The organism is Microbacterium sp. W4I4 (genome assembly GCF_030816235.1).
Classification (GTDB): Bacteria; Actinomycetota; Actinomycetes; order Actinomycetales; family Microbacteriaceae; genus Microbacterium.
Genome location: NZ_JAUSXT010000001.1, coordinates 2170820 through 2197215 on the forward strand (window position 1 = coordinate 2170820; position 26396 = coordinate 2197215).

The 26396-nt window shown below is 69.9% G+C and carries 31 protein-coding genes; 17 read left to right on the forward strand and 14 right to left on the reverse strand.

What is annotated here, in order from left to right; genetic code table 11:
• Window positions 1-217 precede the first annotated feature (217 nt).
• On the reverse strand, window positions 218-1768 hold the full coding sequence (locus tag QF046_RS10180; RefSeq protein ID WP_307369335.1) for an SDR family NAD(P)-dependent oxidoreductase: 1551 nt from the start codon (window positions 1766-1768) through the stop codon (window positions 218-220).
• Between the two features lie 116 nt (window positions 1769-1884).
• Between QF046_RS10180 and QF046_RS10185 the strand changes: the two genes are divergently transcribed.
• Genes QF046_RS10185 through QF046_RS10200 form a run of 4 tightly spaced genes read left to right on the forward strand, consistent with a single transcriptional unit; the run spans window position 1885 to window position 3905 of the window.
• The gene (locus QF046_RS10185; RefSeq protein WP_307369337.1) at window positions 1885-2964 is read left to right on the forward strand and encodes a M4 family metallopeptidase; all 1080 of its coding nucleotides are present in this window, start codon (window positions 1885-1887) and stop codon (window positions 2962-2964) included.
• A complete protein-coding gene (locus tag QF046_RS10190; RefSeq protein ID WP_307369339.1) occupies window positions 2939-3301 on the forward strand; it encodes a protealysin inhibitor emfourin in 363 nt (120 codons plus the stop codon). Before QF046_RS10185 ends, QF046_RS10190 begins: the two co-directional genes overlap by 26 nt.
• A 48-nt stretch (window positions 3302-3349) precedes the next feature.
• Complete coding sequence (locus QF046_RS10195; protein ID WP_307369341.1) at window positions 3350-3562, forward strand: hypothetical protein; 213 nt, start codon at window positions 3350-3352, stop codon at window positions 3560-3562.
• Window positions 3563-3578: 16 nt separating this feature from the next.
• Window positions 3579-3905, forward strand: coding sequence for a hypothetical protein (locus QF046_RS10200; protein ID WP_307369343.1), 327 nt, complete (start codon window positions 3579-3581; stop codon window positions 3903-3905).
• 30 nt (window positions 3906-3935) lie between these two features.
• Here QF046_RS10200 and QF046_RS10205 read toward each other — a convergent pair whose 3' ends face one another.
• A complete protein-coding gene (locus QF046_RS10205; protein WP_307369344.1) occupies window positions 3936-4439 on the reverse strand; it encodes a hypothetical protein in 504 nt (167 codons plus the stop codon).
• A gap of 72 nt (window positions 4440-4511) precedes the next feature.
• On the opposite strand from QF046_RS10205, the gene QF046_RS10210 reads away from it, so the two are divergent.
• The 3 genes from QF046_RS10210 (at window position 4512) to QF046_RS10220 (ending at window position 6599) form a co-directional block, all read left to right on the forward strand.
• Entirely contained in the window at window positions 4512-5273 is a 762-nt protein-coding gene (locus QF046_RS10210; protein ID WP_307369346.1) for a ribonuclease H, read from the forward strand.
• 89 nt (window positions 5274-5362) lie between these two features.
• Window positions 5363-6283: an SGNH/GDSL hydrolase family protein gene (locus tag QF046_RS10215; protein WP_307369348.1), complete on the forward strand. Its 921-nt coding sequence runs from the start codon at window positions 5363-5365 to the stop codon at window positions 6281-6283.
• Between the two features lie 16 nt (window positions 6284-6299).
• On the forward strand, window positions 6300-6599 hold the full coding sequence (locus QF046_RS10220) for a DUF503 domain-containing protein (RefSeq protein WP_307369350.1): 300 nt from the start codon (window positions 6300-6302) through the stop codon (window positions 6597-6599).
• 24 nt (window positions 6600-6623) lie between these two features.
• Here the strand turns inward: QF046_RS10220 and QF046_RS10225 are convergent, their stop codons facing one another.
• Genes QF046_RS10225 through QF046_RS10235 form a run of 3 tightly spaced genes read right to left on the reverse strand, consistent with a single transcriptional unit; the run spans window position 6624 to window position 9051 of the window.
• Window positions 6624-7658, reverse strand: a complete 1035-nt coding sequence (locus QF046_RS10225) for a mechanosensitive ion channel family protein (protein WP_307369352.1) — start codon at window positions 7656-7658, stop codon at window positions 6624-6626.
• A gap of 27 nt (window positions 7659-7685) precedes the next feature.
• Window positions 7686-8666 carry an SRPBCC family protein gene (locus tag QF046_RS10230; protein WP_307369354.1) on the reverse strand — a complete coding sequence of 327 codons (981 nt, stop codon included), beginning with the start codon at window positions 8664-8666 and terminating at the stop codon, window positions 7686-7688.
• Window position 8667: 1 nt separating this feature from the next.
• The gene (locus QF046_RS10235) at window positions 8668-9051 is read right to left on the reverse strand and encodes a helix-turn-helix transcriptional regulator (RefSeq protein WP_307369356.1); all 384 of its coding nucleotides are present in this window, start codon (window positions 9049-9051) and stop codon (window positions 8668-8670) included.
• A 193-nt stretch (window positions 9052-9244) separates the two neighbouring features.
• Between QF046_RS10235 and QF046_RS10240 the strand changes: the two genes are divergently transcribed.
• From QF046_RS10240 to QF046_RS10255, 4 genes are read left to right on the forward strand one after another with little or no spacing between them, the layout of a single operon-like run.
• Window positions 9245-9670, forward strand: a complete 426-nt coding sequence (locus QF046_RS10240) for a nuclear transport factor 2 family protein (RefSeq protein WP_307369358.1) — start codon at window positions 9245-9247, stop codon at window positions 9668-9670.
• 10 nt (window positions 9671-9680) lie between these two features.
• The gene (locus QF046_RS10245; protein ID WP_307369360.1) at window positions 9681-10502 is read left to right on the forward strand and encodes a helix-turn-helix transcriptional regulator; all 822 of its coding nucleotides are present in this window, start codon (window positions 9681-9683) and stop codon (window positions 10500-10502) included.
• A gap of 5 nt (window positions 10503-10507) precedes the next feature.
• Complete coding sequence (locus QF046_RS10250; protein WP_307369362.1) at window positions 10508-10867, forward strand: hypothetical protein; 360 nt, start codon at window positions 10508-10510, stop codon at window positions 10865-10867.
• Complete coding sequence (locus QF046_RS10255) at window positions 10864-11070, forward strand: hypothetical protein (RefSeq protein ID WP_307369364.1); 207 nt, start codon at window positions 10864-10866, stop codon at window positions 11068-11070. Before QF046_RS10250 ends, QF046_RS10255 begins: the two co-directional genes overlap by 4 nt.
• Window positions 11071-11169: 99 nt before the next feature.
• Here the strand turns inward: QF046_RS10255 and QF046_RS10260 are convergent, their stop codons facing one another.
• From QF046_RS10260 to QF046_RS10270, 3 genes are all read right to left on the reverse strand, one after another.
• Window positions 11170-12861, reverse strand: a complete 1692-nt coding sequence (locus tag QF046_RS10260) for an AarF/ABC1/UbiB kinase family protein (protein ID WP_307369365.1) — start codon at window positions 12859-12861, stop codon at window positions 11170-11172.
• A gap of 20 nt (window positions 12862-12881) precedes the next feature.
• On the reverse strand, window positions 12882-13451 hold the full coding sequence (locus QF046_RS10265; protein WP_307369367.1) for a PadR family transcriptional regulator: 570 nt from the start codon (window positions 13449-13451) through the stop codon (window positions 12882-12884).
• A gap of 262 nt (window positions 13452-13713) precedes the next feature.
• The gene (locus QF046_RS10270) at window positions 13714-14463 is read right to left on the reverse strand and encodes an IclR family transcriptional regulator (protein ID WP_307369369.1); all 750 of its coding nucleotides are present in this window, start codon (window positions 14461-14463) and stop codon (window positions 13714-13716) included.
• A gap of 84 nt (window positions 14464-14547) precedes the next feature.
• On the opposite strand from QF046_RS10270, the gene QF046_RS10275 reads away from it, so the two are divergent.
• Window positions 14548-16749 carry a malate synthase G gene (locus tag QF046_RS10275; protein ID WP_307369371.1) on the forward strand — a complete coding sequence of 734 codons (2202 nt, stop codon included), beginning with the start codon at window positions 14548-14550 and terminating at the stop codon, window positions 16747-16749.
• Window positions 16750-16877: 128 nt separating this feature from the next.
• On the opposite strand, the gene QF046_RS10280 is transcribed toward QF046_RS10275, so the two are convergent.
• A complete protein-coding gene (locus QF046_RS10280) occupies window positions 16878-18350 on the reverse strand; it encodes an aldehyde dehydrogenase (NADP(+)) (protein ID WP_307369372.1) in 1473 nt (490 codons plus the stop codon).
• 86 nt (window positions 18351-18436) lie between these two features.
• Here QF046_RS10280 and QF046_RS10285 point away from each other — a divergent pair, with 86 nt between their 5' ends.
• The 5 genes from QF046_RS10285 to QF046_RS10305 all read left to right on the forward strand — a co-directional run bounded on the left by QF046_RS10285 (window position 18437) and on the right by QF046_RS10305 (window position 22665).
• Entirely contained in the window at window positions 18437-19213 is a 777-nt protein-coding gene (locus QF046_RS10285; protein WP_307369374.1) for an IclR family transcriptional regulator, read from the forward strand.
• Window positions 19214-19385: 172 nt separating this feature from the next.
• Window positions 19386-20471 (forward strand): Zn-dependent alcohol dehydrogenase, encoded by a 1086-nt coding sequence (locus QF046_RS10290; protein WP_307372811.1) that lies wholly within the window; start codon window positions 19386-19388, stop codon window positions 20469-20471.
• Between the two features lie 76 nt (window positions 20472-20547).
• Window positions 20548-20937 (forward strand): MFS transporter, encoded by a 390-nt coding sequence (locus QF046_RS10295; protein WP_307369376.1) that lies wholly within the window; start codon window positions 20548-20550, stop codon window positions 20935-20937.
• A complete protein-coding gene (locus QF046_RS10300) occupies window positions 20889-21872 on the forward strand; it encodes an MFS transporter (protein ID WP_307369378.1) in 984 nt (327 codons plus the stop codon). Before QF046_RS10295 ends, QF046_RS10300 begins: the two co-directional genes overlap by 49 nt.
• Entirely contained in the window at window positions 21865-22665 is an 801-nt protein-coding gene (locus tag QF046_RS10305; RefSeq protein WP_307369380.1) for an HpcH/HpaI aldolase/citrate lyase family protein, read from the forward strand. The genes QF046_RS10300 and QF046_RS10305 overlap by 8 nt, the downstream gene beginning before the upstream one ends.
• A 171-nt stretch (window positions 22666-22836) precedes the next feature.
• On the opposite strand, the gene QF046_RS10310 is transcribed toward QF046_RS10305, so the two are convergent.
• The 5 genes from QF046_RS10310 to QF046_RS10330 are packed head-to-tail and all read right to left on the reverse strand — an operon-like array spanning window position 22837 to window position 26349.
• Entirely contained in the window at window positions 22837-23406 is a 570-nt protein-coding gene (locus QF046_RS10310) for a sugar O-acetyltransferase (protein ID WP_307369382.1), read from the reverse strand.
• Window positions 23407-23433: 27 nt separating this feature from the next.
• Complete coding sequence (gene panB / locus QF046_RS10315) at window positions 23434-24300, reverse strand: 3-methyl-2-oxobutanoate hydroxymethyltransferase (RefSeq protein ID WP_307369384.1); 867 nt, start codon at window positions 24298-24300, stop codon at window positions 23434-23436.
• Complete coding sequence (gene panD, locus QF046_RS10320; RefSeq protein WP_307369386.1) at window positions 24297-24722, reverse strand: aspartate 1-decarboxylase; 426 nt, start codon at window positions 24720-24722, stop codon at window positions 24297-24299. Before panD ends, panB begins: the two co-directional genes overlap by 4 nt.
• Window positions 24722-25603 carry a pantoate--beta-alanine ligase gene (panC, locus tag QF046_RS10325; protein ID WP_307369387.1) on the reverse strand — a complete coding sequence of 294 codons (882 nt, stop codon included), beginning with the start codon at window positions 25601-25603 and terminating at the stop codon, window positions 24722-24724. The genes panD and panC overlap by 1 nt, the downstream gene beginning before the upstream one ends.
• Window positions 25600-26349 (reverse strand): DUF2520 domain-containing protein, encoded by a 750-nt coding sequence (locus tag QF046_RS10330; RefSeq protein ID WP_307372813.1) that lies wholly within the window; start codon window positions 26347-26349, stop codon window positions 25600-25602. Before QF046_RS10330 ends, panC begins: the two co-directional genes overlap by 4 nt.
• Window positions 26350-26396 lie beyond the last annotated feature (47 nt).

Here is a 26396-nt window from a genome sequence, read left to right on the forward strand (position 1 = left end):
CCGTGGGGGTGGCCGCCGCAGCCGATCCTCAGCCAGCCCGGTCAGTGGGCGTCTGCGAATCTCAAGGTGTTCGCGCACTGAGCTTCGCCGCGGCATGAGGCTCAGCCCCGGCTCACGTGGCGGCTCAGACGACGGATGTCGGCTCAGAACGCGATTCTGAGCCGACATCCGGTCGTTTCTGCCGACATCTGTCGGCAAGCACACCGACGCGCCGCGCTCACCAGGGGTTCGGCTTGTAGTCCTTCAGGAACACGCCGTACAGGTCGACGCCCTCCTCGCCCTGCACGATCGGGTCGTACACGCGCGCGGCGCCGTCGACCAGGTCGAGCGGGGCGTGGAAGCCCTCCTCGGCCAGGCGCACCTTCGTGTGGTGCGGGCGCTCGTCGGTGATCCAGCCGGTGTCGACGGCGGTCATCAGGATGCCGTCGGTCTCGAGCATCTCTCCGGCGCTGGTGCGCGTGAGCATGTTCAGCGCGGCCTTGGCCATGTTGGTGTGCGGATGCCCCGGGCCCTTGTACCTACGGGAGAACTGTCCCTCCATCGCCGACACGTTGACGATGTACTTGCGGCGGGCGGTCGAGGCGGCCATCGCGGCCCGAAGCCGGCTGATCAGCAGGAACGGCGCCGTGGTGTTCGCCAGCTGCACCTCGAGCATCTCCAGCGGGTCGACCTGATCGACCGACTGCACCCAGCTGTTCACCGTGTTCACATCGGGCACGAGACCGCCGGCGTCGATCGCGGTGCCGTCGGCGTGCTTCTCCAGCGACGACGAGCCAGGCGCCATCGCGAGCCGCGACAGATCGTCGGCGGTCAGCGCCTGCCCGCCGCGCTCGGCGACGGTGCCGGCGACGGCCGCGAGGGAGAGCAGCGGATGCGCGTCCACCGACGCCTGCAGGGCCTGCGGGTGCGGGTCGGCGGTGTGGCCGAAGGTCTCCATCTCGGGCAGCGGACCGTCGGGAAGAGGCTGCAGCTCGGCATCCGCCAGCAGCGAGTACGCACCAGGCGAGCGCCGCACGGTCTGCGCGGCGTTGTTGATGAGGATGTCCAGCGGCCCCTGGGCCGCGACCGAGTCAGCCAGGCCGATCACCTGCGCCGGGTCGCGCAGGTCGATGCCGACGACCCGCAGTCGGTGCAGCCAGTCGGCCGCGTCGGGCAGCGACGAGAAGCGCCGCACCGCGTCGCGCGGGAAGCGCGTGGTGATCGTGAGGTGCGCGCCGTCCCGCAGCAGCCGCAGGGCGATGTGCATGCCGATCTTGGCGCGGCCACCGGTGAGCAGGGCGCGCTTGCCGGTCAGGTCGGCGTGCGCGTTGCGCTTGCCGTGGCTGGAGCGCGCGCAGTCCGGGCAGAGCTGGTGGTAGAACGCGTCGACAAGCGTGTACGGCTGCTTGCAGATATAGCAGTTGCGGGGCTTGAGGAGCTCGCCGGCGATGGGCGCGTCCACGACGCTGGTCGCCAGGTCGTTGCCGCGGGTCTCGTCGTCGATGCGGTCGGGCGCGCCGGTCGCGGTGCGCGCGACGACGGCCTTGTCGGCGTCGGCGATGGCATCGCGGATCTCCTTGCGACGTGCCCGCTTGACCGCCTTGAACATGTTGGAGGTGCCGCGGCGGACGGCGAGGTAGTCCGGATGCTCCTGATCGACCTGGTCGAGTTCGGCGAGCACCTTCAGGGTGATGGCGAGCTCGGTGGGATCGATGCCGGAGGGGGCGCCGGCTCCTTCAGGGGTCCCTGAGCCGGTCGAAGGGGCGGCCGGGGCGGAAGGGTCGGTCATTGGGCCGATTCTACGCGGCGAAGCTGGGCAGGGCCCGGCGCCCGGGACGGCGGTAGCGGGCGGAACCGGGCGGAACCGCCGGTGACGTTGTCCGACGCCCGGCGTAGGGTCGGGACATGAGCACCACAGCTGTTGCAGAGACGTTCACCCATCAGGGAATCGTGCCGGGCTATCTGCTGGCGCGGCTGGCCGGTTCGAGCCAGTTCACCCGGGCCGCCGAGGCCGCCAGGCAGACGCTGATCAAGGGCCGCCCGGAATTCCGTGCCGCGCTCGAGCTCTCGGTGGATAAGAACGGCGACCTCATCGCCGATGTGCAGGCCGCGCCCACGCGCACCATCTACGACGCGCACAACACCGAGCAGCTGCCAGGCACCGAGGTGCGCGGCGAAGACGATCCCGCCGTCGCGGATGCCGCGGTGAACCAGGCCTACGACGGTCTCGGCGACACATTCCGGATGCTGCTGGAGGCGTTCGAGCGCGATTCGCTCGACGGCAAGGGTGCGCCGTTGACCGCGACCGTGCACTATGGCGAGAAGTACGACAACGCGTTCTGGAACGGCTCGCAGATGGTGTTCGGCGACGGCGACGGCGAGGTGTTCACGGGCTTCACCAGCTCGGTCACCGTCATCGGCCACGAACTCGGACACGGGGTGATCCAGACCACCGCCGCGCTGGAGTATCAGGGGCAGTCCGGGGCGCTGAACGAGTCGCTCGCCGACGTGTTCGGATCCCTGACCGAGCAGTTCGCGCTGGGACAGACCGCGGATCAGGCGAGCTGGCTGATCGGCGCAGGCATCTTCACCCCGGCCGTGCAGGGCAGGGCGCTGCGCGACATGCTGAACCCGGGCACCGCCTACGACGATGACGAGCTGGGTAAGGATCCGCAGCCCGCCGACATGGCGCACTACGTGGACACGACTGAGGACAACGGCGGTGTGCACATCAACTCCGGCATCCCCAACCGCGCCTTCGCCCTGGCGGCGACGACCATCGGCGGTCACGCCTGGGAGGGGGCAGGGCTGGCCTGGTACCGCGCCCTCACCGGCGGGCTGTCGTCAACCGCCGGATTCACAGAGTTCGCCGAGCAGACCATCACCGCGGCCACCGAGATCGGGGCTACCGTGGAGATGGCGGTCCGCGATGCCTGGATCGCCGTCGGAGTGATCAAGGATGCTTCAGTACGAACCCCCCGGTGACGGATCGGATGCCGTCTCCGACAGCACAGACGATGCGGATCACGGTCGCATCGTCGTAGCGGTGGTGCGCACCGGCGGCTTCGCCGGTCTGCGTCGGCGCTGGCGGGTGGAGCCCGATCCCGAACAGGCGCCGCAGTGGGTCGCGCTGGTCGAGCGCTGCCCGTGGGACGAGCAGTCGGATGCCGGGACGGATGTCGGCGCGGATCGCTACGTGTGGAGCATCCATGCCGTGCTGCGCGAACAGCAGCACGAACGCGTCGTACCCGACCACGAACTGCAGGGCGCGTGGCGCGAACTGGTGGATGCCGTCCGCGACGCCGACCGCAGCGAGAGCTGACAGGATCTTCCCGGCCCACGACGGCGCCGGGCGCGCGACAATGGAGTCATGGGACTGTTCTCGCAGAAGCAGCAGGAGCCGAGCACCTGGGCGGCGTTGCCCGGTGAGCCACTCGACGAGGCCAAGAACGCGCGCCTCGAAGACGTGCCGACCGCCGACCTGCTCGACATCGGCCTGGGCGCGAAGTACTCGACGATGGTGTTCCCCGTCGCACCGCCTGCGCCCGAGGCCGTGGACACCTCCGAGAACGACGGCGAGTAGCAAGTACACTCTCGGCATGCCGACTCCCGCTGAGGCCACTCGCCTGCTCCAGCTCGCCCGTGACTCCCGGACACGCGGCGACCTGCTGCTGCACCTGCAGTTCGACGTCGCCCAGCTGTCCGGCGAGGCGTCGTCGTGGGGATCCGCCGAGAACCGCATGCAGCGCGACGATTTCGTCGGCTACTTCCTCAGCCAGGTCGAGAATCTCGGCTGGCGGCTCGAGCACACCGGATACGCGTTCGTCGAGAGCGGTGCGACGACATCCGCCCGCTTCTTCGGCACGGGCGAGGGCGTCGTCAACCACGGCGGCATCGAGGCGTTCTTCACCTTCCGCGCCGTCTGACTCGGCCCTCGTCACCGGCGGCCGCGGGCGTCAGGATGCGGCGCTGCGCGCCGCGGCGACCAGGGGTGCGACGCCGTAGCGACCCACGTCCACGCTGAGCTTCACGCCGTCGGTCGACTGCACGATCACCCGTGATCGCCCGGCGACCGACACCATGCGACCGGAGGCGATGTCGCGGTACGCGATGCGCTTCTCCTGACCGAGCACGGTGCGGAAGTGCACGGCATCCGCCCCCACTTCCAGGTACCAGTTGCGATAGGCGATCAGGATGGCGAGGCCGACGACGAAGAGCACCGCCGAGGCGATCCGGGCCGGCAGCAGCTGTGCGGTGTACGGCGAGGCGAACGCCGCGAGGCCCAGGATGAACCCCGCCGTGAGCAGCACCGCGCCGACGAGGACGACCAGCAGCGGCATCCGCTGTCGACGCTGCACGGCCTTGACCGGCGTGACGCGTCGGAAGAACCGCGCGATGAACACGAGGATCACCGCGATCACGATGAGGAAGATCACGACCTTCACGACGAACCCGGACACCCCTTGAAGGTACCAACTGTCGGGCGGTGTCGGCTGCGCGGCGGTGTCGTGCCGACGCCGTACGGTTGGAGGATGACGATCATCGCCGCCGCAGACGGCTCCGCTCTCGGCAACCCCGGGCCGAACGGCTGGGCCTGGTACATCGACGACGACAACTGGGCGGCAGGCGGCTCCCCGCACGGCACGAACAACCAGGGCGAGCTGCAGGCGGTTCTCGAGCTGCTGCTCGCGACGGCCGGCACCGACGAGAAGGTGCTCATCCACTGCGACAGCCGGTACGTGATCGACTCGGTGACCAAGTGGATGCCGGGATGGAAGCGTCGCGGCTGGCGCAAGTCCGACGGCGGCCCCGTCCTGAACCGCGACCTTCTCGAGGGCATCGACGAGGCGATCCGCGGCCGCGACGTGGAGTTCTCCTGGGTGAAGGGGCACGCCGGGCATCCGCTCAACGAGGCGGCCGATGAGCGCGCGAATGCGGCCGCGAAGGCGTACCAGCAGAAGCAGGAGCCCCGGCGCGGACCGGGGTTCGCCTCGGCATCCGACGGCGGTGCGGCGCTCGCCGGTGCCATGGTTCTGGAAGCTGATTCCGGCGCTCAGGAGAGGCGGGTTGCCGAGCCGGTCGAAGCGCCCATGCCCGCGTCGTCGCCGCCGCTGTGGGCCGAGGCATCCGACCTGCTCGACGGGCTGTCCGACCCTTCGGACTCAGCGGCTCACGCCGCATCGGCTCCGGTCGAGGTGCAGCTGTCCCTCTCCGCCGCCGAGCATGCCCGCCTGCGCGACCGCGCCGACGCCCAGGGGATCACGCTCGAAGAGGCGCTGCGCCGCCTCATCTGAGAAGGCCGAGCTTCGGCATCCGATATGCCGGCGATATGTACGTGTTCTCCGGTATGGTCACCCACCCGGCGCGGGTCTACGGTGTGCGGATGAGCGCCATATCCACCCGATTCGGCCGCGCTCCGCACCTCGCGACCGACACTGTCCTTCGCGCGGGCCCCACCGGGTCCGCAACGGCACAAGCCGCACCTTCGCCCGCGCAGCGGGCGCTCATCCTGGTCCTCGCCGTCGTGGTCGCACTGGTCCTGGCGGTGAGCGCGGCCTCCCCCGCATCCGCCGCGGGAAAGGGCGGCAAGGGAGGCGGTGGAGGCGGATCGAACACCGCTGTCACCTACTCCGCGCTCGGTGACTCCTATGCCGCCGGCCAGGGCGCGGGCAGCTATCTCAACACCAGCTGCTACGTGAGCTCGAAGGGGTATCCGGCACTGATCGACGCCGACCGCAAGATCACCCTCAACGCCGAGCCCGCATGCTCCGGCGACTCGAGCCTGGACGTCGTCGGCCGGCAGGCGCCGCTCGTCCCCGCCACCACGACCCGCGTCACCCTCACCGTCGGCGGCAACGACGTCGGCTTCGAGAACGTCATGCAGAACTGCTTCGTGCTGATCAGCGCGAGCAGCTGCAGCACGGCGATCGCCGTCGGGGATGCCATGGTCGCCGACGGCACGATCACAGGGCGCATCACCGCGGCCGTGAATGCGATCCGGGCCAAGGCGCCGAACGCCAGAGTCATCGTCACCGGCTACCCGCGGCTGTTCGCTCCCACCGTCACTCGCGCCTACGCGCAGCAGGTGAACGTCAGCACGACCGCGCTGAACAGTGCGATCCGCACCGGGGCGGACTCGGCCGGCGCTGTGTACGTCGACGTCGAGGCGGCGTTCGCCGGCCATGGCATCGGCAGCTCGAGCCCGTGGATCAACGACTGGAACTGGCTGAGCTTCTCGGCCGGGTTCCATCCGAACGCCAGCGGCTACGCGGCATACGCCGCGCAGGTCAAGACGGTCTGGTGAGTGCCAGACTGGCGGCATGTGGATCGGATGGATCGAGTTCGACATCCTGCTCGGCGACGTGCACTCGCTCAAGGAGAAGCGCAGCATCATCAGGCCGATCATCGCCGATCTCAGCCGGCGCACCGAGGCCGCCGCTGCCGAGGTCGGCGCGCAGGATCTGCATCGTCGCACGATGATCGGCGTCTCGATCGTGGCGACGCACGCCGGGCACGTCGGCGAGGTTCTGGATCAGGCGGAGCGGATGCTGGCGGAGCAGCATCCCGAGATCACCCTGCTCTCCAGCCGGCGCGGCCTGCACTCCAGCGGCGACGACTGACGGCGGCGCGCGAGGCCGCGCCGGTCAGCTCTCCACGGTCAGCCGGGTGCGGGGCAGGGCCTCGGGATGCTCCTGCTGCAGCCAGGTCATCATCTTCTCGCGCACCTCGCAGCGGATGGTCCACTGGTCGTCGGAGTCCTTGGCCGACATCACGAAGCGCACGGTCACGAACCCGCCCTCCGACCCGGTGACGGCCACGCTCGAGCTGCGACGATCCCAGGCGGGCGAGGCGTCGATGATCTGCTGGAAGCGCTCGCGCACGGCATCCATCGGCACCCGCCAGTCCAGGTCCATCAGCACGATGCCCATGATCTTGTCGGAGCGCCGGGTCCAGGTCTCGATCGGGGTCGTCGTGAAATAGCTGCACGGCAGCACCAGGCGCCGCTCGTCCCAGATGTTGACGGTGACGTAGGAGAGGTTGATCTCGCCGATCCGGCCCCACTCGCCCTCGATCACGACGACGTCGCCGACCCGGATCGCATCGGTGAACGCGATCTGGATGCCCGCGATGAGGTTGCCGAGGATGGACTGCGCGGCCAGGCCCGCGACGATGCTGACGATCCCGGCGGAGGCGAGGATGCTGGTGCCGACCGCGCGCATCTCGGGGAAGCTGAACAGCGCGCAGCCGACCGCGATCACGCCGATGATCACCAGCACCAGGCGGTGGATGACGAGCATCTGCGTGCGCCTTCGCCGACCCTCCGCCCCGACCAGTGCCGTCTCGTCGTCGGCCATCATCCTCTCGAAGCCGAACGAGACGAGTGCGGCGAGCAGCCAGGCGCCGACGGCGATCGTGACGATGAGGAACAGTCGGGAGACGCCCGGCCACCAGGCTTCCGAGCCCGGGCCGGTGAGGGCGCAGGCGATCCACACGGCCACGACCAGCGCGGTGGCCCAGAGCGCTCGGTGCACCCGGCGGGCGAGGTCGCGCACCCAGGGCACGCGACGTGCGACCAGTGCCGCCAGCAGTCGCACGGCCAGCACCGCCGCCGCGGCGATCACCACCGCGATGGCGACGAGGGTGACGGTTCCGATCCAGGAGTCCCAGGTGAAGTCCATGGCCCTCACCCTACGTTCGGCGCCCGATCAGACGGTGAGCACCGCCTGCTCCAGCCGCTGGAACGAGGCCTCCATGCCGTCGGCCATGCCGGTGGCGAGGATCATGTCGCGGGTCTCCCGGTCGGGGTACTCGATCAGCACCGTGACGAGGGTGGCGCCGTCCTCCTCGTAGAGGTTGAGGTCGTTGAGCGTCTCCGGCGACTGCATCCCCTGCATCCGCTCGGTCTGCACCGCGCGGCGCGGAGCGTCGACGAGCAGCGTCTCGCCCTCGAAGCCGAACGGCTCGCCCTCCGTGTCGCCGACCGGTGCCCAGGAGGTGCGGTAGCTCTCGCCCGGTTCGTTGCCGACGATGCACTCCGTCATCTCCCAGCCGTCGGGTCCGAGCATCCACTGCTTGATGAGCTCGGGTTCGGTGTGAGCGCGCCAGACGAGCTCGCGCGGCCCGTCGACGAGACGCGTGATGCGCACGTGGGTGTCGTCGAGCAACTCGACCTGCGTGCCCTTGCCCTGGGCGTACTCGCGCAGATCCTGCAGCACGGCATCCAACTGCGACATCGCCATGCGGGTCCCCTCGACGGCGCCCATGGCGACGACCTGCTCCAGCGCCTCCAGCGAGGCGAAGTGGCTGGTGTTCCGCATCCGCGTGCCGTGTTCGGTCGGCTCGAACGTGAATTCCATGCGCATGGCGGGGAGGTCGGTGTTCGGTTCGCCCTGCTCGTCGCTGAAGCCGTCGATCACCTCGAAGCGCCGCGGCTGCTCGATCGAGAGGAACTCCCAGTATCCGGATGCCGCCTCACCGCGCGGGCCGTGCATCGTGTAGGTCGCTCGTCCGCCGACCTCGTGGTTCCACGAGGTGAACGCGGCGGGCCAGCCCGGAGGGCCCCAGAAGCGCTCGAGCTGACGCGGGTCGCTGTAGACGCTCCAGACGCGCTCGATCGGGGCGGCGAGATCTGCGATGACTGTCATCGTCAGGTTCTCGGTGTCGGTGATGATGTCGTTGACGGGCATGTCAGTCTCCTTGGACAGGTTCGTGGGGTTCTTCGGTCTGGCGGGATGCCGGCGGCTGAGCCAGCAGGTCGTCGAGCCGGGCGATGCGTGCTCGCCACAGCTCTTCGTACCGGGCGAGAAGCGCCCGCGCACGGGCGATCATCTCGGGATTCGCGCGGACGAGCCGCTCGCGTCCCTCGGCGCGCTTGATGACGAGTCGTGCCTCTTCGAGGACGGCGACGTGCTTCTGAACCGCGGCGAACGACATCTCGTAGTCGCGGGCCAGCTCGGACACCGACTGCTCGCGCTCGATCGTCCGGCGCAGGATGTCACGCCGGGTCGCCGTCGCCAGTGCGTGGAACACACGGTCGATCTCCGCTTCGCTGAGTTCATTTTGTACAACCATTTGGTTGTACGTTATGCGATGCGGATGCCGATGTCAAGAGGTTGTTCGGTCTCCCTCAGCGGCGACGCTCCGAGCCTTCGCGTCGCGCCCGGGACGAGGAGCGGTGGGCGGTGAGGGGTGAGCGGTGAGGGGTGAGCGACCCAGGGTGCACCGCACCCTTCCACGAGATGTCGGCCGAGCGCAGGCTGGAGGCATGACGAACACGACGGCAACCACACCTGCGGACACCGCGCCTCCGAGCACCGCGCCCGAGATCACCGCCGCCGACGTCACCGCCTGGGTCGAGCGCTATCTCGCCGCCTGGACCTCGAATGACGCCGAGGACATCGCCGCTCTCTTCACCGAGGACGGCGAATATCACGAGGCACCCTACGAGACCGACTGGATCGGCCGCGACGAGATCGTCGACGGCTGGCAGGGCCGCTGGGCCTGGCAGCAGGGCGGCTGGAGGTTCGAGTGGACGCTCGTCTCCCTTGAAGGGCGCACTGCGGTCATCACGGGCATCGGCCACTATCGGAAGCTCGGCGACTTCGACAACCACTGGACGATCACCTTCAGCACGCGGGAGCAGGCCGCGGCCTTCGAGATGATCAACAACGAGCGCGACGAGGAGGGCTAGCGTGGTCGGCATGACCAGCCCGCTCGGTGACTTCCTCAAGGCCCAGCGCGCCCGGGTCTCTCCCGTCGATGTCGGACTGCCGAACGTCGAGGGCCGCCGCGTGGCCGGCCTCCGCCGCGAGGAAGTCGCCGTGCTCGCGGGTGTGAGCGTGGACTACTACACCCGGCTCGAGCAGGGCCGCGAACGCACTCCGTCCGCCCAGGTCGTCGACTCGATCTGCAGAGCTCTGCGCCTGAGTCCGGATGCCCGCAACCACGCGTACCGGCTCGCCCGGCTGGCGCCGAGCATCCAGCCACCCGCCGGCACCGTGTCGGACGACCTCCTTCAGCTGATGGACGCATTTCCCGAAGCCGCCGCCTACGTGGTCGACCCGGCATTCCACGTCATCGCCGCGAACGCGACGGCGACCGCGCTGCTCGGCCCGACACAGATCGACGCCGGCGGTCTGGAGTACATCTTCCTGGACCCCGATGCCCGCTCGTACTTCGTGCAATGGGATGTGGTCGCGCGCGCATCCGTCAGTGCCCTTCGGCTCGCCGCGGGCTTCGCGTCACCGCACCCCGACGTGCCACCGCTGATCGACCGACTGCTTCGCGGGAGCGCCTCGTTCGCCTCGCTCTGGGCCGACCACACGGTCGCCAGACTGAACATCACCTATAAGATCATCGACCACCCCGATGTGGGCCGGCTCGAACTGACCTACCAGACACTCGATGTTCGGGATGCTCCCGGACAGCAACTCACCGTGGCCACCGCACCCGCGGGATCCGCGAGTGCCGACAAGCTCGCGCTCCTCGGCACCCTCGACGCCACCCGACGCGCAAGGAACTGAGAACCATGACAGAGAACACGACCGCGAACCTCGGCCCCGCCCGCACCGAAGCACTCGCCGTGCGGGCCCTTTACGAAGTGCTCGAGCAGCGATACAACGGAAAGACCTGGTCGCTGCACGAGCTCATGATCGGGTTCAGCAACGACGTCGGCTACATCGGCCGACTCCTGCTGGCGCATGAGGGAACCTGGGGGATCGAGGGCGACACCGAGGCAGAGCTGCGGCACAAGCTCGCCGAGTCGATGTGGTGGCTCTTCGTCCTCGCCGACAAGCTCGACATCGATCTCGACTCGGCTTTCACTGACACCATGGCCACCATCCGAACCGGCCTCGAAGCAACGGTCGCCCGCACCGACCCGCAGTGACTCCGGCGTCGGCCGCCCTCAGGCGTAGTCCGGGCGCCCGCCCAGCGCGCGAGCGCCGCACTGCCCACCACGAGCAGCTCACCGCCGGGCTGCTGCTTGAGCTCGCGCACACGGGCCGCGACATCGTCGCCCTCGGCCAGGACCACGAGTTCGAGACCGGCCTCGCCGCCCTCATCCGAGGGCTCGATCCCCTGCACGGATGAAGGACGTTCGCACTTCTGAAGGATGCTGCACGCCCGGGCATCCTTCAGAAGCGCAGACGACCTTCAATCGGGAGGGCTGGAGGGTGCCAGTCCGCAGACCTAACGCCGCCCGAACACCGCGTGCAGCAACGGCACGACCGACGCGGACATCAGCACGATGCCCAGTGGTGGCGCGGCGGTGAGCAGCAGCGCGCCGCCGATCAGCATCCCGCCGAAGATCACGGCCGACACGGCGCGGAAGGCGACCCGGATGATCCGGTCGAGCCGGTTCTCGAGGCTGGAGACGTCGAACGCCAGCGCGCCGGCGTCCAGTCGGTCGAGAGTGGCGTCGACGCGTGCGGGCAGCCGCCAGAGCGTGCCGATGTTGGTGACGGTCTGCGAGCCGAGGTCCTGCAGCAGGCCGGCGCCCTGGTCGCGGATGAGTCGGTTCGCGTACGGCTCGACCGGTTCCCAGATGTTGAAGGTCTCATCCAGCGAGCTGCACAGACCGGAGGTCAGCGACACGGCGCGGAAGAGCAGCAGCATCCGCTCGGGGAACTGCACCGGCAGCGATCGCATGGTCTCGCCGAACTCGTTGCCGAAGTCGTTCAGTTCGCGCGGGTCGACGTCGCGCAGCTCGTGGAAGCCCATGCCTCCGAAGCGCGCGAAGAGCACGGTCAGCGCCCGCTCCAGTTCGGCGGTGCGCGCCGAGGGCAGCAGCACGCCGATCTCCTGTGCGGCCTTCACGAGCCCGTGGCTGTCGCGCGAGGCGACGGCGATCACGAGGGTGCGCAGGCCGGACCGGATGCTGTCGGGCACCTCGGCCATCATCCCGAAGTCGATGAAGGTGAGGCGCCATGCCGGGCCTGCCCCAGGGGCGGCAGACGCGTCCAGCGGCGTCACGAAGATGTTCCCGGGATGCGGGTCGGCGTGCACGAAGGAGTGCGTGAACACCTGGTCGAGCATGACGTCGGCGAACACTTTCGCGACCTCGGCGGGGTCGATGCCGGCCGCGCGCAGCGCCGCGGTGTCGTTGATCTTGATCGCGGTGACGTCTTCGAGGGTCAGCACGCGGCGGGTGGTGCGCTCCCACACCACCGCGGGCGCGGCCACGCGCGGATCGTCCGCGAAGCAGGCGGCGAACCGCTCGGCGCTGGCGGCCTCGTGCAGGTAGTCGATCTCCTCGTGGCAGGTCTCGGCGAACTCCTCGACGAGCCCGGGAGCATCCACGCGGTCGCGCACCAGGCGCACGCGCTGAGCCCAGCGGGCGACCCGCCGCAGGGCCGAGAGGTCCACCGCCACGATCTCGTCGATCCCGGGGCGCTGCACCTTGACCACGATGTGGTCGAGTCCGGTGTCGGCGGCGTCGGATGCCGACAGAGTGGCGCGATGCGCCTGGCCGAGGGATGCCGCGGCCACCGGCACCGGGTCGAAGGATGCGAAGGCGCGCTCCAACGGCATCCCGAGCTCCGCTTCCGCTGATGCCCGGATCTGCTCGAACGGCACGGCCGGAACTTCGTCCTGCAGGCCCGCCAGCTCGTCGGTGATCTCGGGCGGCAGCACGTCCAGGCGCGAGGAGAGGAACTGCCCGACCTTGATCATCAGTCCGCCGAGCTCGACCGCCAGTTCACGGAAGCGCCGCGCCAGGCGCAGCATCCGCCCGCCCCTGGTGCGCTCGGCGACGGATGCCATGCCCAGGCGCGGCAGCACCAGTTCGTACCACCACACCTGCACGAACGCGCGGGCCGCGAAGCCGAGGATGCGGCGATAGCGGGCGCCTCCGGCTGCGGTGCGCGCGGAAGGCTCCGTCATCGAGGCTCCTTCTGTCGGCATCACCCTTCGGCGAGGATGGCGTACAGCCTACGCCGGGCGTCTTCGAGCACGGCGACGCCCTCCTGCACCTGCTCCGGCGACCCGGTGCGGGCGAGCTGGGCGGTGGCGCTGGCGAGCTCCATGCCCGCCTTCGGCAGGGCGGCGTGCTGGCCCGGCGAGCGGTGTCCGACGGACTCCCAGGGTGCGGTCTTCTCGGCCGCCTCTTCGGATGCCGCGATGCCGGTATCCGTGAGGGAGTAGGTCTTGCGTCCGCCGAGTTCCTCGGCCGTGATCAGGCCTTCGTCGGCGAGCTGCTGCAGCGTCGGGTAGACGGATCCGGCACTGGGCTTCCATGCTCCGCCGGAGCGGTCGGCGATCTCGGTGATGATCTGGTAGCCGTGCATGGGGCGCTCGGCGAGCAGGGCGATGACCGCCGCACGCACGTCGCCGCGGGCCATGCGCGAGCCGCCGGTGCGCTGCTCGAAGCCGTTGCGCAGCTGCTCCATGGCATCCCAGACTCCGGCGAGCGGATTGCCTGATCCGTTGCTCGCTCCGAAGTTGAATCCGCCCGAGGGGAATGATCCGTTCATGATGAACCTCCTGGTAGCTGAACGATTGCTAGCTGAACGATGGTTAACGATATGTCGCTAGGTGTCGTTCGGCAAGGGGTTCGGGGCGGCGTGGGGCAAGTTCACGGGTTCGATCGGGCACCCCTGGGCTCCGTGCGCTGCTTCAGGTCGCAATTGATACCGCTTAGCCGGGTCCACCACCGTTCAGGTCGCAATTCGTGCCGCTTCAGACGGTTCATACCGGCATCGATTGCGACCTGAACGAGAGGAGTGCACGGGTACGTCAGCCCCCGGCGCCGGCCAACTCCGCGGCGGCATCCGTCAGCGCGGCGACCACCTCCGGCACCCGGGCATCCGTGATGCGCGCGGCAGGACCCGAGACCGACAGCGCGGCGGGCTGACCGAGGCCTGGCACTGCGACGGCGATGCAGCGCACGCCGACCTCCTGCTCGCTGTCGTCGGCCGCGAAGCCGCGGGCCCGCGAGCGCCGCAGGTCGGCGATGAAGGCATCCGCGTCGGTCAGCGTCTGCGGGGTGAACCGGGGCAGGCCGGTGCGGGCGATCAGCGCACGGACGTGCGGTTCGGGCATGGTCGACAGCATCGCCTTGCCCACGCCGGTGGAGTGCGGCAGCACGCGACGGCCGATCTCGGTGAACATCCGCATCCGCTGCCGGGACGCCACCTGGCCGGCGTACAGGACGAGATCGCCGTCGAGCACGGCGAGGTTCGCGGTCTCGTGGAACGCGTCCTCGAGTCGGGCGAGCAACGGGGCTGCGGCATCAGCCAGGTGCGGCACGGCCTGACGTCCCAGCCCGATGAGCCCCGCGCCGAGTGCGTAGCGGCGGTCCTCCAGCTGACGCACGTAGCCGAGCCGGTGCAGGGTGCCGAGCAGGCGATGCGCGGTCGGGACGGCGAGGTCGGTGTCGGATGCCAGGGATGCCAGCGCCCCCTCGCCACCGGATGCGGCGAGCGCCTCCAGCAGCGCGAACGCGCGCGCGACGGACTGGACGTTTCCCGCAGACGTGTCGGCCATGAGTTCCACGATACGGAGTCGATGCTCCGATTTCGAGCGGCTTCTCTACCGTGGTGAGTGCACCGACCATCGAAGGAGCCGCAGATGACCCCTCCCACCCCGTACCTCGATCGCGCCGGCCTGCAGGTCGCGACACCGATCGCCGACTTCGCCGAGGAATCTCTGACGGATGCCGGCATCGATGCCGACGCGTTCTGGAGCGGCGTCGCCGATCTCGTCCACGACCTCGGCCCCCGCAACGCCGACCTGCTGCGCGTCCGCGATGAGCTGCAGGCGCGCATCGATGAGCACCACCGCGCGAACCCGGGTCGTCCGGACTCGAAGGCATACCGCGAGTTCCTCACCGAGATCGGGTACCTCGCCGACGAGCCCGAATGGGTCCCTGAGCCTGTCGAAGGGCGGATCACCACCGAGAACGTCGATCCCGAGATCGCCACGACCGCCGGCCCGCAGCTGGTGGTGCCTCTGCTGAACGCGCGCTTCGCGCTGAACGCCGCGAACGCCCGCTGGGGCTCGCTGTACGACGCGCTGTACGGAACGGATGCCATCCCCCACACCGCGACGCTCGCACCCACCCGCGGGTACAACGCCGCCCGCGGCGCCGAGGTCATCGCCCGCGGCCGGGCGCTGCTCGACGAGATCGCTCCTCTCACCTCCAGTTCAGAAGCGGAGGCCTCGCACACGGATGCCACCGCCTACCGCGTCGACGCCGAGGGCCTCGTCGTGGAGACCGCCGACGGCATCCGTCGCCTCGCCGATCCCGAGACGTTCGCCGGGCACACCGGCGACGCCGCCGCCCCGACCGCGGTCCTGCTGCGCCACCACGGGCTGCACGCCGAGATCGTCATCGATCGCGAGGGCGCGATCGGGCGGACGGATGCCGCCGGCGTGCAGGACATCGTCCTGGAGTCGGCGATCACGACCATCATCGACCTGGAGGACTCCGTCGCCGCGGTCGACGCCGACGACAAGGCGCTCGGCTACCGCAACTGGCGCGGCCTGATGGACGGCACCCTGACCGAGGAGGTCAGCAAGGGCGGGCAGACGTTCACCCGCAGCCTGGCCGAGGACCGCACGTACACCGGCCGCGACGGCTCAGACCTCACCCTTCCGGGTCGTTCGGTGCTGTTCGTGCGCAATGTCGGTCATCTGATGCGCACGGATGCCGTGCTCGACCGCGACGGCGAGGAGATCTACGAGGGCATCCTGGATGCCATCATGACCGCGCTCGGCTCGCTGCCGGAGCTGACCGGCGCGAACCGCGGCGCCAACAGCCGCACGGGATCGATGTACATCGTGAAGCCGAAGATGCACGGACCTTCCGAGGTCGCCTTCACGGCCGAGCTCTTCGGCCGCGTCGAGCAGCTGCTCGGGCTGCCCGAGCGCACGATCAAGGTCGGGATCATGGACGAGGAGCGGCGCACGTCGGCGAATCTCGCGGCGGCGATCGCCGCGGCATCCGACCGGGTGGTCTTCATCAACACCGGGTTCCTCGACCGCACCGGCGACGAGATCCACACCTCGATGCACGCCGGCCCCTTCCTGCCGAAGGCGGGCATCAAGGCGCAGCCGTTCATGCAGACCTACGAGGACCGCAACGTCGCGATCGGGCTGGCCGCAGGCCTGGACGGACGCGCGCAGATCGGCAAGGGCATGTGGGCGATGCCGGATCTGATGCACGACATGCTCGACCAGAAGATCTTTCATGTGCGCTCCGGCGCATCCACCGCCTGGGTGCCGTCGCCGACCGCCGCGACCCTGCACGCCCTGCACTACCACCAGCTCGATCCGTTCACCGTGCGCCCCTCGCTGCCGGCATACGATCCGGCGTCGGTGGACGTGCTGCTGCAGCCGCCGCTGGCCGGGCCGGGCGAGCTCACGGAAGAGGTCGTCGCTACCGAGCTCGACAACAACGTGCAGTCGATCCTCGGCTACGTGGTGCGGTGGATCGATCAGGGCATCGGATGCTCGAAGGTGCCCGACATCCACGGCATCGCCCTCATGGAGGACCGTGCGACGCTGCGCATCTCGAGCCAGCTGCTGGCGAACTGGCTGCTGCACGGCGTGATCACCGAGGCTCAGGTGGATGCCGCGCTGGCCCGACTCGCGCCGGTGGTCGACGAGCAGAATGCCGGGGATGCCGCGTATGAGCCGCTGACGCCGGACGGCGTCGCCTACACGGCCGCCCGCCGGCTCATCCTGGAGGGCGCGAGCCAGCCCAGCGGCTACACCGAGCCCCTCCTGCACGCGCTGCGCCGCGAGAAGAAGGCGCAGCAGGCGGACTAACCCCGCGCGCCCACCTCGCATCCACCACCGCCGGGCCACCAAGCAACGCGCGAGCCACCAGGCAACATCGCGTCGATTGCCTGGTGGCTCGACGCTTGCCTGGTGGCTCGCGGGTGTGGAGAGGGAACTCAGCCGTCGACGGACTGCGGCACGCCCAGCGGGTTGTCGTCGCGCAGCGGTGCGGGCAGCAGCGCGGCGGGGAAGTTCTGGAACGCGACCGGGCGCAGGAACCGGGTGATGGATGCCGTGCCCACCGCGGTCGTGCTGGGTGCCGTGGTCGCCGGGTACGGGCCGCCGTGCTGCTGGGCTCCCGTGACGGAGACGCCGGTGGGCCACTGGTTCCACAGCACCCGGCCGGCGCGGTCGGCGAGCGCAGGCACCAGGGTGCGCGCGAGCGCGAGGTCGGCATCCGTCTCGTCCGCGACGAGAGTGGCGGTCAGCTGCCCCTCCAGTCCGCGCGCGACGCGCTCCAGGTCGGCGGCATCCTCATAGGTGACGACCAGGCCGGCCGGACCGAAGACCTCGGTCACGATCCCCTCGGGGTCATCGAGCAGCGCGTCGACGCTGGTCAGCAGCAGGGTGAGCTCGGGTTCGGCGGAGCGGCTGGCGGCACCGTCGCGCAGCACGGTCACCGCATCGTGGGAGGCGAGCTCCTCGAGCCCGGACACGAAGCCGCTCTGGATACGGTCGTTCAGCATGGGCGCTCCGGCGGGAACGTCAGCGCCGCGCAGCGCGTCGATGATGTCGGATCCGGTGGGCACGAGCAGCACACCCGGCTTGGTGCACAGCTGGCCCTGACTGCCGGTGACCGAGGCGATGTAGCCCTCGGCGATCTCGGTGGCGCGGTGGGCGGCGGCATCCGGGGCGACGAACGCGGGGTTCACGCTGCCGAGCTCGCCGTAGAAGGGGATCGGCTCGGGGCGCGCGTTGGCGATGTCGAACAGGGCGCGACCGCCGGGGATCGACCCGGTGAACGAGGCGACCTTGATGGCCGGGTTCTTCAGCGCCTCGACGCCGTTCTGGGTGCCGTGGATGACGAGGAGCAGGTCGGCGGGTGCTCCGGCATCCACTGCCGCCCGAGCGATCACGGCCGCGGTCGCATCGGACAGGCGCGGGTGGCCCGAGTGCGCCTTGACGAGCACGGCGTTGCCGGCGGCGAGCGCCGCCGCGGTGTCGCCGCCGGCGACCGAGAACGCGAACGGGAAGTTGCTGGCCGCGAAGACCAGCGCAGGGCCGATCGGGATGAGCATGCGGCGCAGGTCGGGGCGCGGAGCGCCCATGGGCCATTCGGCGTCGGGACGGTCGATGCGGGCGTCGAGGTAGGCGCCGTTCTCGACGACGTCCGCGAACAGGCGCAGCTGGAAGGTGGTGCGCTTCAGCTCGCCCGCCAGGCGAGGCTGGGCGAGCGCGGTCTCCTGCTGCGCGATCTCGATGAGCTCACCGCCGGCGGCGTCGAGCGCGTCGGCGATCGCGCGCATCACGGCGGCCCGCTCGGCGGGACCGGTGGCGGCCCAGGCGGCGGATGCCGCGGCGACCCGGCTCACTGCCTCGGCGGCCGGAATGCTCGCGGTCGGGGTGCTGGGGGTCAAGGTCTCGGGCATTGCTCCTCCTGTCGACGGCGGCGCCTTCGCGCGCGCGTCATTGGCTCGTACCCCATTCAACACGCGTCGGCGGTTAGACTCTCCCCATGGGTTCCGATGAGCGGAGCACTCCGCGCTCCATGATCGGTCGGGTGACGGCTGTCCTCGGCACGTTCACCGCCGAGGAGCCGATGCTCGGCGTGAACGACATCGCCCGCCGCACGGGCCTGGCGAAGTCGGTGACCTCGCGCATCCTGGCCGAGCTCGTCGCGGCCGACTTCCTCGAGCGCACCGACCGCGGGCTGCGCGTCGGCATCCGCCTGTTCGAGCTGGGCGAGCTGGCACAGCGGTCGAAGGAGCTGCGGCAGCTGGCACTGGCGGCGATGGCCGATCTGCGGCAGGCGACCGGGATGACGGTGCAGCTGAGCGTGCTCAAGGGCGCCGACCAGATCTACGTCGAGATCCTGCGCGGCCGCGACCCCGACATGGTCATCCGATCCCGCGTCGGCGGCCGCGTTCCCGCGTACGCCACGGCGGGCGGCAAGGCCGTGCTGGCGCACGCGTCGGACGACCTCGTCGACCTCGCCATCCCCGTGGTCTTCCAGGCACTGGGCCCGGGGACCGTCCCCGATGAGGTGTCGCTGCGACGCCAGCTCGAGGCCGTCCGGACCGACGGCTATGCGCATGAGATCGAGGAGTCCAACCCGGGCGTCGAGTGCATCGCCTGCCCCATCGTGCGCGCCGATGGCACTCCGATCGCGGCGATCTCGGCATCCGGTCCGGCAGGGCGCATCGACATGGTCCGGATCGCACCGGCAGTGCGCATGGCCGCGCTGGGGTTGAACCGCCGCATCCGCGCGAACCCCGCCTTCAGCACGCTCTGACCCCCTGCCCAGGAGTTCCGATCAGTGGAACCGATTTCTTCTTCGCGGCATCCGGCGTCTTACGGTTCCCAGATGTCATCCGACATCCGCTTCGCGCTCCCCGGGTAATCCGCCCGTCCGGCAGCGCCCGGACGCGGATTCACCGATCAACGAGGAGACGCCCGTGAAGGCGATGGTGATGCACGAGCCCGGCGCTGCGCTGGTGCTCGAGGATCTCGAACTCGACCAGCCCGGCCCCGGCGAGGTGCGCGTGCGCATCGAGGCAGCCGGCGTCTGCCACAGCGACGCCCACTACCTGTCGGGCGGGCTCCCCGCCCGCACCCCGATCGTGCTCGGCCACGAGGGCGCGGGCATCGTGGAGCAGGTCGGTGACGGCGTGACCTCCTTCAGCCCGGGCGACAAGGTCGTGCTCATGTGGCGTCCGCGCTGCGGCGAGTGCGAGTTCTGCCTGTCGGGCACGCCCGCGCAGTGCGCACTCGGCAAGGTGCACGGCCAGACCAACGGTCTGCTGCGCGGCGGCACCCGCCTCAGCCGCGACGGCGTCGAGTACCACCACCTGATGGGCGCATCGTGCTTCGCCGAGCAGGTCGTCGTCTCGCAGGAGTCGCTCATCGCGATCGACGCCGACATCCCCTCCGAGATCGCCGCGATCGCCGGCTGCGCCGTGATCACCGGCATGGGCACCGTGCTGAACCGGATGCCGGATCTGACGGGCAAGTCCATCGCGATCATCGGCGCCGGCGGCGTGGGCCTGTCGGCCGTCATCGCCGCCCAGCTCGTGGGCGCCGCGCAGATCATCGTCTCCGACGTGGTCGCATCGCGACTGGAGAAGGCCGTCGAGCTCGGCGCCACCCACACCATCGACTCCAGCGCCGAGGACTTCACCGCGCGCGTGCTCGAGATCACCGGCGGCGGCGCGCACTACGTGCTCGAGGCCATCGGCCGCCCCGCAACCGTGCGCGCCGGGTTCGAGGCGCTGCGCTCCAGCGGGACCCTGGTGATCGTCGGGTTGGGCGCGGCGGGCGAAGAACTCTCGATCCCGATCAACCCGCTCGTGCAGGGCGACCGCCGCGTCGTCGGCGCGCTCTACGGATCCTCGAACACTCCTGTGCAGCTGCCCGAGATCCTGCGCCTGTATCAGGCGGGGCGCCTGCCACTGGAACGGCTGCTCGACCGCACGTTCCGTCTCGACGAGGCCAACGAGGCGTTCGATCACCTGCTCACCGGCGCGGTGGGTCGCTCGATCCTCGTTCCCTGAACTCCCTCGTTCCCTGAACTCCCTTCCACCCTCACCCGACTCCGTCAATACGACATACGCGATCAAAGGAGAGCGCATGACCAGCACCATCGACGAGAACGCCTCGTCACCCACCATCGAGGTCTCCGCGAAGGACCGGCGCCGCGCCCTGTGGGGCAGCGCGGTCGGCTCGACCATCGAGTGGTACGACTACTTCCTGTACGGCACGATGGCCACCGCCGTCTTCAACCTGCACTTCTTCCCCAGTGAGGACAAGGTCGTCAGCTCGCTGCTGGCATTCGCCTCGTTCGCCCTGGCGTTCGTGGTGCGCCCCATCGGCGGCGTGATCTTCAGCCACGTCGGCGACCGGATCGGCCGCAAGAAGACCCTGGTGATCACCCTCAGCCTGATGGGCGTCGCGCCGCGATGCTCATGGGCGTGCTGCCCGACTACGCCGCGATCGGCGTCGGCGCTCCGATCCTGCTGACGCTGCTGCGTCTGGTGCAGGGTCTCGCCCTGGGCGGCGAGTGGGGCGGCGGTCTGCTGCTGGCCGTCGAGTACGCGCCGAAGAACCGTCGCGGCTTCTACGGTGCGGTGCCGCAACTCGGCGCCCTGCTGGGTCTCGCGCTCGGAAACATCGTCACCATCGGCGCCCGCGCGGTCTTCCCCGAAGAGGCGTTCACGTCCTTCGGATGGCGCATCCCGTTCCTGCTCTCCGGCGTGCTGCTGGTCGTGGGCCTGTGGATCCGCGCCCGCATCGACGAGACCCCGTCGTTCCGCAAGGTGCGTGCCGAGGGCACCACCCAGAAGCTCCCCATCGCCACGGTGCTCAAGCACCACTGGCGCGAGGTCCTGATCTCCACCGGCGCCAAGTTCGTCGAGACGAGCACGTTCTTCATCTTCGCCACGTTCTCGCTCTCGTACGCGGCGAGCTTCGGATACGACTTCGGCGCGGTGCTCGCGTTCGTGCTGGTCGGTGCCATCATCGGCATCGGCGGGATGCTGTTCTACGGAGCGCTCTCCGACCGGATCGGCCGCAAGAAGGTGTTCCTGGGCGGCTCGATCGCCGTGGCGATCTTCATCTTCCCGTACATGGCGATGCTCTCCAGCGGAAACCTGTGGGTGGCCGGCGCGGCGATCGTCATCTCGTTCGCGGTCATCTGGCCGAGCTACGGCTCACTGATCGGCACCGTGCTGGCCGAGAACTTCGCCCCCGAGATCCGCTACACCGGAGCCTCGCTGGGCTACCAGGTGGGTGCGGCGATCGTCGGCGGGCCCGCACCGCTGATCGCAACGGCTCTGCTGGCCGCGTTCATGGGCAGCTGGATCCCGGTGGCGCTGTTCGTGGTGTTCTGCGCGATCATCGGGTTCATCTCGGTCGCCTTCGTGAAGGTGCGCCACAACGAGGAGCTCGATGTCTGAGCTGTCTCCCGCTGAGCCGTTCACGGCCGAGCAGACCTTGGCACCCCGGGTGGGCGCCTGGGTCACGCTCGACGCGATCGTCGCGACCGAGCAGATCGCCCGCGCGGGCTTCGACTACGTGTGCGTGGACGGGCAGCACGGTCTGCTCGGCTACGACGCGCAGGTGCGCGCGCTGATCGCGATCGCGGCCGGCGGTGCGATGCCGTTCGCACGGGTGTCGACGAACAGCGCCGCCGAGATCGGCCGGGTGCTGGATGCCGGTGCCCGTGGCGTGATCGTGCCGCTGATCGACACCGCCGATGAGGCGCGCGCGGCGGCCGAGGCTGCCCGCTATCCCACATCCGGCGGCGTCCGCTCGTACGGTCCGATGCGTCTGGGCCCGCACTTCGGTGCGACTCCGGAGCAGACGGATGCCGCGGTCACGGTGCTCGCGATGATCGAGACGGCGTCGGCTCTGGTGGAGCTGGATGCCATCCTCGACGTCGACGGGATCGACGGCGTCTATGTGGGCCCGTACGACCTGTCGCTCGCGCTGGGCGCGCGGGTGCCGTTCGAGGATGCGATCCTGCCGCGGCTGGATGCCGAGCTGGAGCGCATCGCGGCCGCTGCCGCCGCACGCGGCAAGATCGCGGGCGTGCACTGCGCCGACGGCGCGCAGGCCGCGCGGCGTGCGGAGCAGGGGTTCACGTTCCTCACGGCGGCGACGGATGTGTCGTCGCTGCGGGCGGACATGGCGCTGCAGCTGGCGGATGCCCACGGCGCGAAGGTCGCGAGCGGCGCCCGCGCGTACTGATCACCTCCACCTCCACCGCCGGGCCACCACGCAACCCGCGAGCCACCAAGCAGCAACGCGACGATTGCGTGGTGGCTCGGCGGTTGCGTGGTGGCCCGGGGTCAGTCTCGCTGCCTCGAGCTGCGCTAGGGCATGGCAGCGGCCGCGCGCCACAGCATCCGCGCGTCGGCGTCAGTCCGGAACGGAACGCACCACGCGCGCGGGCGAGCCCACCACGATCGCCCCGGCGGGGACGTCCTTCGTCACGACGGATGCCGCACCCAGCACGGCATCATCGCCGACGGTCACGCCGGGGAGGATCGTGACGTTTGCCCCGACCCAGACGTTGCGGCCGAGGAGCACGGGCGCCGGGTGCATGTCGGCCCGGCGGCTGGGCGCGAGGTCGTGGTTGAGGGTCGCGATGACGGCGTTGTGGCCGATCAGGCAGTCGTCGCCGATCGTGATGCCGCCCTGGTCCTGGAAGCGGCATCCGGAGTTGATGAAGACCCGCTCGCCGATGCGGATGTTCTTGCCGAAGTCGGAGGCGAACGGCGGGAACACCGTGACCGTCTCGGCCACGGGTCGGCCGATCAGCTCGGCGAGGAGTTCGCGCACACGCGCCGGCTCGTGGTAACCGCCGTTGAGCTCCGCGGTGATGCGCAGGGCCTCCTGGCTGGTGGCGTGCATCACGGTATGCAGCGGTGACGCTCCGGTGATGGTCTCGCCCGAATCCAGGGCGTCCAGCAGATCCTGCAGCTCCATGCTCGCCAGGCTACTTGCTCACACGGCTCAGCGCCCTTCGAGCAGGCCGTGCAGACGCTCGGCCTCGTCGGCGGGCATCGCGTAGGTGTGCTCGACTGCGGGGTACGCGCCCGAGCGCACCTCGCGGGCGTATTCGCCCACGCCGGCGATGGCCGCGCTTCGCAGGTCGGCGTAGCGCTTGACGAACTTGGCGGCGGGGCCCCCGTAGATCCCGAGCAGGTCATGCAGCACGAGCACCTGACCATCGGCATCCGCCCCCGCGCCGATCCCGATCACCGGGATCCGCAGAAGCGGCATCAGCGCGGCGGTCACCTCGGCGGGCACGGCCTCGATCACCAGCAGCGCGCAGCCGGCATCCTGCAGGGCGAGAGCATCGTCGATCACGGCGAGCGCGGCCTCGGCCGTGCGCCCCTGCGCGCGGTAGCCGCCGAGCGCCGTCGCGTTCTGCGGGGTGAGCCCGACGTGGCCGACCACGGGGATGCCTGCCGCCACGATGGCTCGCGCCCGCTCGACGGTGCTGCCGCCGCGCTCGATCTTGACCAGGTCGCAGCCCGCCTCCTTCACGAAGCGCTGCGCGGTGGCCACGGCCAGCTCGTCGGATGCCTCGTACGAGCCGAACGGCAGGTCGCCGACCAGCAGCGGCGCCGTCAGCCCGCGGCGCACGGCCCGGGTGAGCATGAGCATCTCGTCGATCGTCACCGGCACGGTGGACGTGTAGCCGAGCACGGTCATCGCGGCCGAGTCGCCGACGAGCACCAGGTCGACTCCGGCCTCCTCGACGATCTGCGCGCTGGGGTGGTCGTAGGCGGTGACCATGACGATCGGGTCGCCGGCGTCCTTCTTCGCCGCCAGGTCGCCGAGCGTCAGCGGCCGCGGCGCGGCGTGCACGCTCACTTCGTCTCCCTGCGGTCGCTCAGCACGTCGCATCCGCGCGCCCCGGCGAGCAGGCGGTCCACGGCGTCGTCGACCTGGATGATCGCGTTGTCGTGGCCGACGTGCACGACCACCGGCCGGTACTCGGCGAGGTCCTTCCTGGAGTACTCGCCGTAGGAGATGACGATGACCGTGTCGCCGGCGTGCACCAGCCGCGCCGCGGCGCCGTTGACCTGGATCATGCCCGTACCGCGCTCACCGGCGATCGTATAGGTCTCGAAGCGCGAGCCGTTGTTCACGTCGACGACGGTCACCTGCTCGTGCTCGAGGATGTCCGAAGCGTCGAGCAGGTCGGCGTCGATGGTGATCGAGCCGACGTAGTTCAGGTCGCTGCCCGTGATGGTCGCACGGTGGATCTTCGACTTCAGCATGGTGCGTCGCATCAGGATTCCCTCTCTGGGCGGTGCGTCAGGACGTGGCGGTGTTTCAGGACGTGGTTGTCGATGAGCCGGGCGGCGCCGACGCGGGCGGCCACGGCAAGCAGCGCATCGCCGTCGACGTGCTCGATCGGCCGCAGATCGTCGTTGGAGCGCAGCTCGAGGTACTCGGGACGGATGCCGGCATCGGCCAGCACCCGCTGCGCGGCGGCGACGATCACTGCAGCGTCGCGCTCCCCTGCCAGGTGGACGGCGGCGGCCGCATCGAGTGCGCGGTTCAATGTGGTGGCCTGCTGTCTGGCATCCGGGTCGAGGTAGATGTTGCGCGAGCTCATCGCGAGCCCGTCGGGTTCGCGCACGATCGGGCAGGCCACGATCCGAACGGGCAGGTCGAGGTCGCGCACGACGCGGCGGATGACCATCACCTGCTGGGCGTCCTTCTGACCGAAGTAGGCGACGTCGGGGGCGACGATGCCGAACAGCTTGGTGACGACGGTCGCGACGCCGTCGAAGTGGAACGCTCCGCGGGCGGCGCCGTCGAGCACCTCGGTGATGCCGGTGACGTGGATGCCGGTGGCGAAGCCGTCGGGGTAGATCTCGTCGACCGCGGGCGCGAACAGGATGTCGGCGCCGGACTGTTCGGCGAGGGCGGCATCGCGCGACTCGTCTCGAGGATAGGCGTCGAGGTCTTCGGTAGGGCCGAACTGGGTCGGGTTGACGAACAGCGACACGACCACGAGATCGTTCTGCGCGCGGGCTTCGCGGATCAGCGAGAGGTGCCCTTCGTGGAAGGCGCCCATGGTCGGGACGAGACCGATGCTGCCGCCGGCGGTGCGTGCGGCGTGCACTTCAGAGCGGACCTCGGCGACGGTGCGGATGATCCTCATGCCGAGGCCCTCCGAGGTTCCGCGAGGGCTGCGGTGCTGTCGCAGAGCTGGTCGAAGAGGTCGGTCAGCTCGGGGGTTCCCGCCGTCACGGCGTCCCGCTGACGCCGGACCGTCAGCGCGTCGCCGCGGGCGATCGGTCCGGTGAGCGCGGCCGGCGCCCCGGTGCGCACCCAGTTCTGGACGGTGCGGGTGACGAGCGGGGCGAGCAGGTCGCGGGTGTCGTCTGGGCGGATGCCGGCGGCGACCGCCACGCGCTCCGCGGCGTCGAGCACGGCCAGCAGCAGGTTCGATGCGATCGATGCGGAGGCGTGGTAGCCGGCGCGGTGCGCATCGTCGATGCGGAACGGCCGGGCGCCGAGTGCGTGTGCGAGCCGTTCCGCGACGGCGACGGCTTCCGGCGTGCGCCCGGCGACGGCCGCACCGATGCCGTGGAACACGTCGGGGTCCTCCGCCCCGGTGAACGTCTGCAGCGGGTGGATGCTGAAGTCGACGTCATCCAGCGGGGTGGCGCCGGAGACGTGGCCGAGGAAGGTGGCGTGCTGCCGGGCTGCGAGCGCGGCGGCCGCGATCTCGGCATCCGGCACGCAGAGCAGGGCGATCTCGGATGCCGGGATGCGGTCTTCACGATCGAGCGGCCCCTGCACGTCGAACCCGGCCTGTCGCAGCGCTCGCGCGAGCACGCCGCCGAGACGGCCCGCACCGATGACGGCGACGGTCGTGGGGAGGATGTTCGAGGGGGCGCTCATCACGGGATGAGTATCCGCCCGAGTTCACTTCTCCGCAAAATCTGAGA